The sequence below is a fragment of the Herbaspirillum sp. C7C8 genome (assembly GCF_022627875.1).
Lineage (GTDB): Bacteria > Pseudomonadota > Gammaproteobacteria > Burkholderiales > Burkholderiaceae_D > Herbaspirillum.
In genome coordinates this window covers 44,229-56,897 of record NZ_JABXGG010000022.1, presented here as the reverse complement: position 1 = coordinate 56,897, position 12,669 = coordinate 44,229, and the positions used below count along the sequence as shown (strand labels likewise).

Annotated in this window: 11 protein-coding genes; 5 read left to right on the top strand and 6 right to left on the bottom strand. The window is 64.0% G+C overall.

Annotation, left to right across the window (positions count from 1 at the left end; genetic code table 11):
• Positions 1 to 70 precede the first annotated feature (70 nt).
• The 4 genes from HWE01_RS20375 to HWE01_RS20360 all read left to right on the top strand — a co-directional run bounded on the left by HWE01_RS20375 (position 71) and on the right by HWE01_RS20360 (position 4,109).
• Complete coding sequence (locus HWE01_RS20375) at positions 71 to 1,237, top strand: amidase family protein (RefSeq protein WP_241822710.1); 1,167 nt, start codon at positions 71 to 73, stop codon at positions 1,235 to 1,237.
• Positions 1,238 to 1,304: 67 nt separating this feature from the next.
• A complete protein-coding gene (locus HWE01_RS20370; RefSeq protein ID WP_175344070.1) occupies positions 1,305 to 2,591 on the top strand; it encodes an aromatic ring-hydroxylating oxygenase subunit alpha in 1,287 nt (428 codons plus the stop codon).
• A gap of 5 nt (positions 2,592 to 2,596) precedes the next feature.
• Positions 2,597 to 3,097, top strand: a complete 501-nt coding sequence (locus tag HWE01_RS20365; protein WP_034349976.1) for an aromatic-ring-hydroxylating dioxygenase subunit beta — start codon at positions 2,597 to 2,599, stop codon at positions 3,095 to 3,097.
• A gap of 49 nt (positions 3,098 to 3,146) precedes the next feature.
• Positions 3,147 to 4,109 carry a PDR/VanB family oxidoreductase gene (locus tag HWE01_RS20360; protein WP_241822709.1) on the top strand — a complete coding sequence of 321 codons (963 nt, stop codon included), beginning with the start codon at positions 3,147 to 3,149 and terminating at the stop codon, positions 4,107 to 4,109.
• 142 nt (positions 4,110 to 4,251) lie between these two features.
• Here HWE01_RS20360 and hpaC read toward each other — a convergent pair whose 3' ends face one another.
• A complete protein-coding gene (hpaC, locus tag HWE01_RS20355) occupies positions 4,252 to 4,809 on the bottom strand; it encodes a 4-hydroxyphenylacetate 3-monooxygenase, reductase component (RefSeq protein WP_241822708.1) in 558 nt (185 codons plus the stop codon).
• A 316-nt stretch (positions 4,810 to 5,125) separates the two neighbouring features.
• Between hpaC and HWE01_RS20350 the strand changes: the two genes are divergently transcribed.
• Positions 5,126 to 5,758: a response regulator transcription factor gene (locus HWE01_RS20350; RefSeq protein WP_008326707.1), complete on the top strand. Its 633-nt coding sequence runs from the start codon at positions 5,126 to 5,128 to the stop codon at positions 5,756 to 5,758.
• 124 nt (positions 5,759 to 5,882) lie between these two features.
• Here the strand turns inward: HWE01_RS20350 and HWE01_RS20345 are convergent, their stop codons facing one another.
• From HWE01_RS20345 to HWE01_RS20325, 5 genes are all read right to left on the bottom strand, one after another.
• Positions 5,883 to 7,430 (bottom strand): methyl-accepting chemotaxis protein, encoded by a 1,548-nt coding sequence (locus tag HWE01_RS20345; protein WP_008326706.1) that lies wholly within the window; start codon positions 7,428 to 7,430, stop codon positions 5,883 to 5,885.
• 544 nt (positions 7,431 to 7,974) lie between these two features.
• Positions 7,975 to 8,388: a hypothetical protein gene (locus HWE01_RS20340; protein ID WP_008326701.1), complete on the bottom strand. Its 414-nt coding sequence runs from the start codon at positions 8,386 to 8,388 to the stop codon at positions 7,975 to 7,977.
• A 172-nt stretch (positions 8,389 to 8,560) separates the two neighbouring features.
• The gene (locus HWE01_RS20335) at positions 8,561 to 10,108 is read right to left on the bottom strand and encodes a dynamin family protein (protein WP_241822707.1); all 1,548 of its coding nucleotides are present in this window, start codon (positions 10,106 to 10,108) and stop codon (positions 8,561 to 8,563) included.
• Positions 10,105 to 11,379: a GTPase gene (locus HWE01_RS20330; protein WP_241822706.1), complete on the bottom strand. Its 1,275-nt coding sequence runs from the start codon at positions 11,377 to 11,379 to the stop codon at positions 10,105 to 10,107. Before HWE01_RS20330 ends, HWE01_RS20335 begins: the two co-directional genes overlap by 4 nt.
• A gap of 17 nt (positions 11,380 to 11,396) precedes the next feature.
• Positions 11,397 to 12,566, bottom strand: a complete 1,170-nt coding sequence (locus HWE01_RS20325; protein WP_241822705.1) for a benzoate/H(+) symporter BenE family transporter — start codon at positions 12,564 to 12,566, stop codon at positions 11,397 to 11,399.
• Between the last annotated feature and the right edge of the window lie 103 nt (positions 12,567 to 12,669).

Here is a 12,669-nt window from a genome sequence, read left to right as displayed (position 1 = left end):
CGGCCCGCAAGCGCCGCGAGCAGTCCACCCTGCAAGAACAGGCCCGCATCGTCTGCCTGGGAGCCGCAGGATGAGCAACGCCACCCCGCGCACCGTCCCCGGCACCGGCAACGCCCTGCTCTCGCGCTTCCACCTGGGGGGCAGCGGCCCGACGGTGGCCATCAAGGATTGCATCGACATCGCCGGCCAACCCACCTGCGGCGGCAGCGCCGCGCTGGCCGACGCACCACCGGCCACGGCCCACGCCGATGTGGTCCGCAAGTTGCTGGAGGCCGGCTGGCAAATCACCGCCCGCGCCAACATGCACGAACTGGCCTATGGCATGACCGGCATCAATGACTGGAACGGCACCGCCGTCAATCCACAGGACGCAAGCCGCATGACCGGTGGCTCCTCCAGCGGCTCGGCCTCGGCCGTGGGCGCGGGGCTGGTGGATATGTCCATCGGCAGCGATACCGGCGGCTCGATCCGCCTGCCCGCAGCCTGCTGCGGCGTGATCGGATTGAAGCCGACCTTTGGACGCGTCAGCCGCGCCGGGGCGTATCCGACGGTGAGCAGTCTGGATTGCGTGGGCCCGTTTGCGCGCAGCATGGACCTCATCATCAGCGCCATGGCCAGCATCGCCCCCGGTTTCGACCGCGCTGCCGCTACCGCAGCGGTAGCACAGGCCGGCGTAAAACTGGTGACGGTACAGGCCGATCCCGAGATCGCAGAGGCCGTCGCCACCGCCTTCGCCGCCAGCGGCTGGCAAGGCGCTGCCTGGACCCCGCACCACATGCACGCCGCCTTTGAAGCCGGCATGACCCTCATCAACCGCGAGACCCATGATGCCTTCGGTCATCTGCTGGGCCTGGGCAAGCTGGGGGCGGATATCGAGAAACGCCTCTCGGCGGCAGCCACCACCACCGATGAAGCCGTGGCCCAGGCCGAAGCCGTGCGCGCCGCCTTCAGCGCCGAAGTCGATGCTGCACTGGCTGACGCCGATGCGCTGCTGCTGCCGACGCTGCCGGCCCTGCCGCCGACGCTGGCGGCGATCGGCCAGGGCGCCTCGGTGCTGATGCTGTCTTCGCTGGTGCGGCCCTTCAACCTGTCCGGCCATCCGGCCCTGAGCATTCCGGTGCCCATCGCCGGCAGCCCGCTCAAGGCCGGGCTGCAACTGGTGGGCCGCAAGGGCGATGACGAACGCATCTGCGCGCTCGGCCTGCACCTGGAGCGCGTGCTCAGCCAGCAGGCATGAGCATCACCGATCACATCAGCTCGCCAAGATCAACACTGACAACGACTGCAAGCCACTGGAGAAAGCCATGAATGCACCGCTACGCTTCCACCCGCGCAAGACCGATTCCTCCTATGCCGATCTGGTACAGGATGCGGTGGTGGATCCTTCGCTCTACACCGATCCGGCCATCTTCGAAGCGGAGATGGACAAGATCTTCTACAAGACCTGGATCTGGGTCGCCCATGAAAGCGAGATCAGGAACCCGGGCGACTTCAAGACTGCCCAGATCGGCCGTCAGCCGGTCATCGTAGTACGCGACAAGACCGGCAAGATCAACGTGCTGGAAAACCGCTGCCGCCACCGTGGCGCCACCGTGTGCGAAAAGCACAAGGGCAATGCCACCGGTTTCACCTGCCCGTATCACAGCTGGTCCTATGGCCTGGATGGCAAGCTGCGCGGCCTGCCCTATCCGGAAGGCTATGAAGAGGTCATCGAAAAGGCCGACCTGCCCCTGCAGAGCCTGCGTGCGGAGAGCTACAACGGCATGATCTTCGCCTCCTTCAACCAGGAGATCGAACCGCTGTCGGACTTTCTCGGCCATGCCAAGAAATGGATCGACCTGTTCATGAAGCAAGGGGCCGGATTCCCCATCAAGGTCCAGGGCGAGCACAAGTTCAGCTTCAAGGGCAACTGGAAGATCCAGCTGGAAAACACCACTGACGGCTATCACTTCCCGGTGGTGCACAAGACCTTCCTGTCGTCGGTCGATGAAGAAACTTCCGAGATGCTCTCCTTCATGACCGATGACCAGTCCATCACCCGCTCGCTGGGCAATGGCCACAGCGTCATGATCATGGTGCCCGAACACGTGGACCTGGATGTGGACGATGGCAGCGAACAACTGCAGGAGCGCTTCGCCCACGTCACCGAAGAACTCTCCAGGACCATGCCGCCCGAACAGGTGCGCCGCATCGTGCGCTCGCTGCACGGCGCCGGCTTCAACCTGAACCTGTTCCCCAATGTGGCCATGTCGATGTCCTTCTTCCGGGTGCTGCATCCGGTGTCGGTGGGCGAGACACAGATCCGCCACGTGGCCCTGGGCATGGACGGCGGCCCCGAAATCGCCAACCGCGAACGCCTGCGCATCCACGAACACTTCCAGGGTCCGTTCGGCTTTGGCAGCCCCGATGACGCCGAAGCCTGGGAACGCGTACAGACCGGCTCCTACGCCGGTCGCAATGCGCCCATCCTGGTCAATCGCGGCCTGAACCGCGAATGGGTGGACGACAACGGCGACAAGGTGTCGCACTCGACCGATGAAACCGGCATGCGCGAAGCCTATGCCATGTGGAAAAAGATGATGGAGAAATGATCGATATGAACCAACAAGACACTCTGCAAGGCATCCCCGCGCCCATGGCGCGTGCCATCGCCTTCATCTGGAAGGAAGCTGAACTATTGGACCGAAAGGACTATGCCGCCTGGCAGTCCCTGTGGACCGAGGACGGTTACTACGTGGTGCCCATCGATCCCGAGACCACCGACTATGCGGCCACGCTGAACTACGCCTACGACAATGCCCACATGCGCAAGATCCGCATCGAACGCCTGACCTCGGGCCACGCGATGTCGGCCGTGGATGCGGCGGCGACCGTGCGCACGGTGTCGCGCTTCGTCCCGGTGCACCTGTCGGAGGAGCTGGTCGAAATCACCTCGGCCCAGGTGCTGGTGGGCTACAAGCGCCAGCAGCACACGATGTTCGTGGCCAACCTCACGCATCGCCTGCGCTTCACGCCCCAGGGTCCGAAGATCGAGCAGAAGGTGATCCGCCTGATCAACTCCATGGACAGCCTCAACGCCCTGGGCTTCCTGCTCTGAGCGCGCAGCGCCCATTCGCCATTGAAATGAACCGACGAGTATTGGCCTCATGAAACTGATCGTAGACACCGTTACCGACGAAACCGGCGACATCCGTTCCTTCCGCCTGGTGCGCGCCGATGGCGCCCCGCTGCCGGCTTACGAGCCAGGGGCCCACATCGACGTCACCGGGCCGACCGGGATCATGCGCCAATACTCGCTGTGCGGCCCGCTGGAAGATCGCTGCGGCTATACCATCGCGGTCAAGCGTGAAGCGGCTTCGCGCGGCGGCTCGGCGGCCTTGCATGATGCCGTCAAGCCGGGCATGGAACTGGAAGTGGGTACGCCGCGCAACCTCTTCGCGCTCGACACCAGCGCACCGGAACATCTGCTCTTCGGTGCAGGCATCGGCGTGACCCCTCTGCTGGCGATGGCCTATCGCCTCTGGGCTGACCAGAAGCCCTTCACACTGCATTACTTCGTGCGGGCACGCGAGCATGCGGCCTTTGCCGATCTGCTGGAGAATGCCCCCTTCGCCGCGCAGGTGCGTTTCCACTATGCGGTGATGCCGGCGCAGATGGCGCACTACCTCACGGCTTGCCTGGAAGCCGGCAGCAAGGAAGCCCACGTCTACACCTGTGGCCCGGCGCCTTTCATGGAAGCGGTGGTCAAGTGCGCAGCGGCCAGCCGCAGCGAAGAGGCGATCCACCTTGAACACTTCGCCGCACCGGCGGCCCCGGCCACTTCTGCCGAAGTCGGTGGTGATGCTGCCTTCGAAGTCAAGCTGGCCAGCTCGGGCAAGGTGGTGCAGATTCCGGTAGGTATTCCCATCGTCGATATCCTGGCGCGCGAGGGCATCGTCATCGATACCTCCTGCCGCGAAGGCATCTGCGGCACCTGCGTGGTACCGCTGCTGGAGGGCGAGCCGGATCATCGCGACAATTGCCTGTCCAGGAAGGAAAAGGCGGCCAATGACCAGATCTGCACCTGTGTCTCGCGGGCCAGGTCGGGGATGCTGGTGCTGGATCTTTGACGCACACACTGGCGTCTGTCCTGGTCCGAACGGTTTTCGCACACTCTGCGCGCACACTGTTCTCAAATAGCCGGACGCAAAAGCATGAATGCCATTCAGCATTGTGCTGAATGGCATTCATCTTTGATGACGGGTAAAGAATTTACAGCGCAGTACGCTTGACCTTGTGGAACAGCCGGTTGAAGTAGATGAGGCTGTCCTTCTTCTCATTGACCTTGACCTCGGCCAGCTCCACGAACATCACCGAGTGCGTGCCCACCTCCTTGAACTCGCGGATGCGTCCCTGCAGCTTGACCAGCGCGTCGGCCAGCACCGGCTGCCCCAGTTCGCCGGGTTCTTCCCAGATATCCCAGCCGAAGCGCTCTTCCATCGGGACCTTGGTGGCACCGGAGAAGTGCATGGCCAGTTGTTCCAGCTCGTCGGAGAGCACGTTCACGCACAGGCGACCATTCTTCTTGAACACGTCGTGCATGGCACTGCCGCGATTGATGCAGACCAGGATCGTGGGCGGGGTATCGGTGACCGAACAGACCGCCGACGCAGTGATGCCGCAACGGCCTCCCTGGCCATCGGTGGTGATGATGGACACCGCCGCCGGCAGATGCGCCATGGCATTGCGAAATTCCAGTTGCTCGGGCGCAAGGGCGGCGCGGGCGATGGGTGCGGCGGTTTTTTCTTTCTGGATGGCGGTGCTGTGCATGGAATCTCCCTGTGATGCACGCCGATGAAGCACGGCGCTCGATGACAGCAGGTTAAGGCATGAGCATGGTGCAGACAATCCGGGCCACACGCCCGCCCCACAGGGGATTGCGGCAAAAGATCTAGGTAAAAATACCTAGACCATCGTCAGGAGGAGGGTGTTACAGTGGCGCTGATCCCAAGAATTTCAGGCCTGTTTTTTGCATAAGTCAAAGCGCAAGGATTTGATTTGTGCCGACCAGTCCATCAAGACATCGAGAGGGTCGGAAATAGTGCCGGTGCAAGCCGGCTCCATTTTGACGAGACGAGGAGTGCAGATGGAAACCAACCCGCCGGTGGTCTACATCGTCGACGATGACGAGGCCGTTCGGACCTCTCTGGCCTGGCTGCTGAGCTCGGTCAATATCCGGACCGAATGCTTCGAGGGTCCCGAGGCCTTTCTCAAGGCCTATGACGCCAACAGCCTGTCCTGCCTGATTCTGGATGTGCGCATGCCCGAGATCAGCGGCTTCCAGCTGCAGGATCGCCTCAAGGAAATCGGGGCCGACATCCCCGTGATCTTCGTCTCGGGGCATGGCGACATCCCCATGTCGGTGCGCGCCCTGCACAATGGCGCGGTCGACTTCCTGGAAAAGCCCTACAACTCGCAGCAGATGCTCGAACGCATCCAGATGACGCTCAAGCACGTGGCCGGCAACATGCAGGCCCGCGAGCGCCGCCAGCTACTGAAGGCGCGCCTGAAAACGCTCACGGCACGCGAGCGCGAGATCCTGGAGAAGGTCATCATGGGCCAGTCCAGCAAGCTCATCGCGCGCGACCTCAACATCAGCGTCAAGACGGTGGACGTGCATCGCGCCAGCGTCAAGGACAAGCTCGGCTGCCAGAGCACGGCAACGCTGGTGCGCGATGTGCTGATGGACTTCGGGCCTGAATTTCTCAGGGCGGCCTGATCGCTGCTGAACTGTCCTGATCTTCCCTCTTCCCTCGACCCTCTACCCTCTTTCCTGAGCCTGCATGACAAGGGCCGCAGCATGCTGCGGCCCTCGTCGATGTTTCCTGTTGCCTGCGATTGGCTTACGCGGCCTGCAAGGCAAAGAAAGCCACCGCCCGCTTCAGTTGCGCCGCCTGGTCTTCCAGCGACTTGGCCGCGGCCGCAGCCTGCTCCACCAGCGCCGCATTCTGCTGGGTCACGCCATCCATCTGGGCCACTGCCTGGTTGACCTGGTGGATGCCTTCGGCCTGTTCGCGGCTGGCGGTGCTGATGTCGCCCACCAGGGTATGCGCGCCCTGCACGCTGCCCACCACTTCCTGCATGGTCTTGCCCGCGCGCTCCACCAGACCGCTGCCGGCATCGACCTTGGAGACCGAGTCATCGATCAACTGCTTGATCTCCTTGGCGGCCGAGGCCGAACGCTGCGCCAGCGCGCGCACTTCGGATGCCACCACGGCAAAGCCGCGTCCCTGTTCGCCTGCACGCGCCGCTTCCACGGCGGCATTGAGCGCGAGGATGTTGGTCTGGAAGGCGATGCCATCGATGACGCCGATGATGTCGACGATCTTGCGCGACGACGTATTGATGTTGCCCATGGTATCGATGAGCTCCTGCATCACCTGCCCGCCCTGGCCGGCGATGGACGCAGCGGTCTTGACGAGGTCATTGGCCTGATGCGCGTTCTCGGAATTGGTACGCACGCTGGAGGTGAGCTGCTCGATGGAGGCGGCCGTTTCTTCCAGCGCACCGGCCTGCTCTTCGGTGCGCGCCGACAGGTCCAGGTTGCCATTGGCGATCTGCCCCGAGGCCACGGCGATGCTGTCGGCCCCCAGGCGCACCGTGGAGACCACACCATGCAGTCGCTCGCTCATGCCTTGCAACGAAGCTACCAGCTGGCCCAGTTCGTCGCGGCCCATGGGGGCGGCGCGCGAGGTCAGGTCACCGGCGGCCACGCGTTGCGAGATGGCCAGTGCCGCATGTACCGGCCGGGTGATGCTGCGTGTGAGCAGCAGCGCAAAGGCAATACCGCAGATCAGGATCACGACTTCCAGCGCGAAGATCTGCCATTGACTGCTGGCGGCATCGCGGGCAATGTCGGCGGAAATCTCATCGATGCGCGCCCGTTCGAAATCCAGCAAGGCGCGCATGGCGGCCTGGGTATGGTTGGCAATGCCCACGTATTGCTGCTGGTAGAGCTCCTCCACCTTGGCCGCATCGCCCAGCTTCTTGGCCGCATAGATCTGGTCGCGGATGGTGAGGAACTGCTTGCGCGCCACGTTGATGGCTGCGAAGAGTTTTTTCTCGTCCTCGCTGTTGAGCAGTTGCTCGACGCTCTTCAAGGTTTGCGCGGACTCCTTGCTGGAGGCGGCGGCTTCCTTGGCCAGGAAGGCTTCAAGCTCGGGATCATGGCTCTTGACCACGGTGGTGGTGCGCTGGATGGCGATGAGCAGCAAGGTATTCCATTGCGACACCAGCCGTTCCGTCTTCAGCGGCACATCCATCATCTCCTGCGTCTGGTAGGCCACCGTCTTGAGGCGCCAGATGCCCACCGCCGCAACCACCATGGAAAACACCAGCACCACGGCAAAGCCCGCCCCCAGACGCGAGCCGATACGTATGTTCTTGATCATGCTTCTTTCCATCCCAACCATGTTGACTATGGCGCCCCGAAAGACGGACTTTCCCTGACCGTCCGGCTTGCCCCCTGATGCGTACCAGCAAGACTGGTGCCAACCCCTTGGCCTTCCAGTGACCGCCGCCCTGCATGCGGTCGATTCTAGGAGTGCGCTGGCCTGGCGACCAGTTCAAAATGAAGAAACATGGTATGCCGAAACGGCAACGCAAGCCCGCAAACCCTTGCCAGGCAAGGATATCCCAAACTGGCCGGGTGGAAACATTATGAAATGTAAAACATTAATTTTTTGGGTGCGGAGGGGATGGCGGGCGTTTCAGCTGCTGCCTTGTTGGCGTTCCATCAATAGTCCTGGTCTTGCTTGGCCGCGTGTCGGCCCAAAGTTGGGCACAATGGCGCCTTGCCTCCCCGTTTCCGGATCCTTGCCGCACCATGACCACGCCGACCAGGCGCGAGCACCGCCACCGCGCTCATGGCGCAGGGTGGCGGCGTTCAGGCAGGTATTGAGGGGTGGCCGAGGCTGGCCAAGGGGGAAGGCGGGCTCAGTTATCCTGATGCACCCAGTTGAAGCTCAAGGAGACGGGCTTTTCACCCACGCTGACCTTGCTGGTCTTCTTGACGCCGTTGTAGATGGCGGTGACCTGGTACTGTCCCGCTGGCAGCTTGAGGTTGGTCATGGGGCCGGCACTGGGCAGATGAAAGACGCTCTTGTCGTGATGATCGGTGACATCGAGCTTGACGTTGCTGACGTAGGCGCCATCCTTGGCTTCGGAAAACAGCAGGCGCAGGTTGTAGTCCTTGGCCGCCTCGCGCAGCTTGGCCTGCTCGCCGGCACCGATGCCGCCGTTCATGTAGGCGACCGTGCCCTGCATGTCCTGGGCGTAGGTCAATGGCGCAGCCATGCCGGCGAGGCCGAAGACGATGGCACTGATGGCGGTGATCTTGGTGATGTCCATGATGGCTCCTTGTCGTGGTTCAGGATGAAAGTGCTGCCGCTCCATGGCGCAGCGTCGGGGCCAGCCCAATGCTGAGCCGACCGTCGATGCTTTACTGTAGGTCGACAAAATTAAGCGATCCTTAACACGCCAAAAGATTCCAGGCGAGCCGCCATCTCGCCAGACAGCGACGTCAGCGCGCCGCCATGGCCTGTGGCTGACGCAGATCTTCTTCCAGCTGCGCCAGCCGCCGCGCATGCTCTTCGATCAGCGCCCGCTGCACGGACACTGCATCAGACAGTGCGGCCATCCGGGCAGTACAGTAGCTGGCCACTTCATCGGCCAGTTCCTCCAGCACGGCCAGTACACTTTGTCCGATCGCCTCATACAGTTTTTCGTAGGACGGCGGCAGATCCTCGGCCACGCGTTCATAGCCGCTTCCGGCCGGCAGAGCCAATGCCACCGGTACCGGTGCCGGAAGCACATGGCTGTCCAGTACCGCGCGTGCGTGGCGTTCGAAGGCGTGCATCAGTTGCGCGTGCAGGCTGGCCAGTACAGCGTCCACCTCATCGCTGGCGGCATGTTGCTCCAGCAGGGCCGGCAGACCCGGCATCACCTCGCGCCAGGCCAGTTGCACGATGCGCGCACGCCGGGCCGGCAGTGCATCCAGTTCATCCTGCACCAGCTGCTGCAAGCCCTGCAGCGCGGGCAAAGTCTGCGCTTGCAGGGGCGCCAGCACATCCTCCTGCAGATGATGCAGCAGGACCTCCGCCGGCTTGCGGTCGCGATAGGCCAGGGCAGGCGCCAGCAACTCGGCGAGCGCCGCATACAGGCGCTCGAAGCCGGCCCCCTGCATCGCCTGGGCATCGGCACCGGCGGTCCGGGCCACATGCGCGGAGACCGACACCGGCGTCTTCAACTGATGCACCGCCACGCCCAGCGATTGCAGCTTGTCGGCAGCGCGGGCGCGCACGTCGGCTTCCTGGTCGGCGCGGTTGGCGTCGGATTTGTTGCGCAGGATCTTGACGATCTGCCCGTCCACCTCATCCTCATCGATCACGTCGCTGCGCGTGAGCACCGGCAGCAGCGGCTTGCCACGGCGCAGTTCGCGCGCCAGTTCATCGAGCTCCTGGACTTGTCCTGGCGAAGTCGAACTGGTCAGCCACAGTACGGCATCGGCACTGTCGAGGAAACGCTGCGTCAGCGCCGCATTCTCGTCGGTGGCCGAGTGCAGGCCGGGGGTGTCGAGCAGTACCAGGCCCTGGCCCAGGCAAACGCCCTGCAGGCGTGCCGTGGTTTCGGTGGCGCCTTCAGGGAAAGGAACTTCACTCTCCACCAATAGCCCGCCTTGCAGATGGAAATACTGCACCGTCTGGTGGCGCTGGCCGAAGCGCTGCGCGAGAAAGTTGCATAGCGAGCTTTTACCGGCATTGAACTTGCCGAACACCAGCAGCATGAGCTTGCCCTCGAAGCGCTGGGCCAGCGCGCGTGCGGGGGCGAGCGCAATCCATTGTTCTTCACGGCGGCGTGCCTGCCGTATCCGGTCTTCCTGCAAGGCGGCGATGCGGCGCGCCATGGGGCAGACAGACTGCAAGCCGCCGCCGGGCAGCGCCGCTTGCGCCAGTGCCTGGCCCAGCGCGGCCAGCCAGTCGCGCAGCGCCGCCAGCAGCGGCTGCAGGTCGGCCTCGCCCTGGCCGGTGCGGCCGATGGCATCGATGAAACGCTGTTCTTCGCGGCTCATGCGCCCTCCCCGTCTTGCAGCCGCGCCAGGGCCTGGCGCGCGCGGGCATGCGCGTGCAGATCGGACTGGCTGTTGGCGATCTGCTGCTGCAGGGCCTGGCGATCTTCGGACAGTTCGTAGTAATGCAGGAAGGATTGCGCAAGTTGCGCCTGCCCTGCCGGTTCGCAGAAACGGCGGCGCAGGTCGGCCCGGTATTTGATGGAGATGCCCAGCACGGCCACCATCACCGTATCCAGACTGGCCACCGAGGTCTGCTGACTGGCCGGCAGACCTTCCACGCCATGCTGGATCAGGTGCGCACGAATGGCGATGCAGGCGCGGGAATAAGCGACATGGATGCGCGCCCGTTCACGCTTGCCTGCGGTGAGCTTGAATTCGTCGGCGGCGGTATCGGGCACCAGGGCAGGATCGTCCCCTTGAAATTCGACGACCGGCAGCAGGTCCTGATGCACTTTTTCCAGCACGGCCTGCAGTCCCTGTTCAAAATCCTGGCGTTGTTGTTGCTGGCGCTGGCGCAGTGTCTGCAGCCCGCTCTCCAGCACAGCCTGCTGCTGCAGCAGCTGCTGGCCGATCTCCGTGAAGAGCAAGCTGCGTTCATGTTGGCGAGCGCCCGGGACCTGCTCCACCACCTCCCGCAGCAGCGCCTGCAGTGCAGGGATGCCGCTACGTTGCAGCAGCAGGGACTTGCCGCCCTCCACACCACTGCGATGCCGCGTCGAGGACACCGGATGCAGCGCGAGTCCCGGCATCTGCGCAACGATGGCGGCGCTGACCTTGGCCAGTTGCTCTTCGTCGCTCATCTGGTCCACCTGCGTGAGCACGAACAGCGTCTGCCGCCGCGTGCGCTGCTGATCCTCGCGCAGGGCCTGCAGCAGGTGGCGTTCGGCCGCATCCAGTTCGCCCTCTTTGGCCGCATGCACGAACAGGCGCACATCGGCTTGCAGCCAAGTGGCTTCCTGGGCGTGACTGTCGTCCTGCAGGGCGACGTCGGCGTCCAGTCCGGGGGCATCCAGCCAGCGCAGTTCGGCGTGATGGTGCTCGGAGAGCGTCACCGTCTCGCGCCGGTCGGCCACCGCAAAAACGTCGCGGCCCATCAGCTCGTTGAGCAGGCGGCTCTTGCCGTGGTTGTACTTGCCGACCACCGTCACGGTCGGCACGGCGTGAACTTGCGCCAGCACGCGCAGGCGCGCCAAGTCATGCGCGCGGCCCGGCGCCACGGCCAGCACCTCGCGGGCCAGCGGATCGAAGACATCATCATGCGGCGATTTCATCGGGGGTCTCCTTGTGTTCATTTTTTCTGTGTGGGGCGGCCGATCAGCCAGTGCGCAGCCATGCCGATGACCACGCCCCAGAAGGCCGCGCCCAGTCCGAACAGGGTCATGCCGGACGCGGTAGCGAGGAAGGTGATGACGGCGGGCTCGGCGTGGATGCCGTCCTCGCTCATCAGGCGGATGTTGGACACGATGGCGCCGATCAGTGCCAGCCCGGCCAGGGCTGCGATCAGTTCCTTGGGGAAGGCGGCAAAGAGCGTCACGATGGATGCCGCGAAGGTGCCGCCGATGAGATAGAAGACGCCGTTGGCGATGCCGGCCACGTAGCGTCTGCCGGGCTCGGGATGGGCATCCTTGCCGGTACAGAGCGCCGCCGTGATGGCGGCCAGCACGATGGTGATGCCGCCGAAGCAGGCCGTCACCAGCGAGGCCAGCGCGGTCCCGGTGACCACGGCGCGCGTGGGCGGATGGTAGCCCGCCAGTTGCAGCACCGCCATGCCCGGCAGGAACTGGCCGGTCAGGCTCACCAGCACGAGCGGCACCGTCAGGCTGAAGAACACGCCCACGCTGAAGTGCGGGGCGATGAAGACGGGCCGCGCCAGTTCCAGGTGCAACACGCCGAGTTCGGTCCTGCCGCTGGCGAAGGCCATCGCAAAACCGGTCAGCGCCACCACCACGATGCCGTAGCGCGGCCACCAGCGGCGTCCCGCGAGATAGGCGCCCAGCATGGCCGAGACCATCAGCGGGGCATTGGTGCTGGAGCGAAAGGCCTGCACCCCGAACTGGAACAGGATGCCGGCCATCATGCCGGCGGCGATGCCCTTGGGGATGACGGCGAGGATTTTTTCAAAGTAGCCGGTCACGCCGATGACGATCAGGATCACGGCGGCCATCAGGTAGGCACCGACTACTTCCGGCATGCCGATGGCGGGAAACAGACTCAGCAAGAGCGCCGTGCCCGGGGCCGACCAGGCCGTGATGATGGGCATCTTGAACCACCAGCTGAGCAGCAACCCGCTCACGCCCGCCCCCATGGAAATCCCCCACACCCAGGACACCAGTTGCGCCTGCGGCACCTGGCCGGCATGGGCGGCCTGCACGAAGATCACCAGCGGGCCGGCGTAGGAGATCAGTACTGCCAGAAACCCCGCCACCCAGGCGGTGAGCGAGCCTTGTCGTTGAACCATTGAAGCTTCCTTGCAGAGGCAACCGCACCAGCGTACAAAAGGGAAAAGGTCCGGCGCCCGATGGAGCGATGCTCCGGGGCGCCGAACCGGCTTGAATGACTAG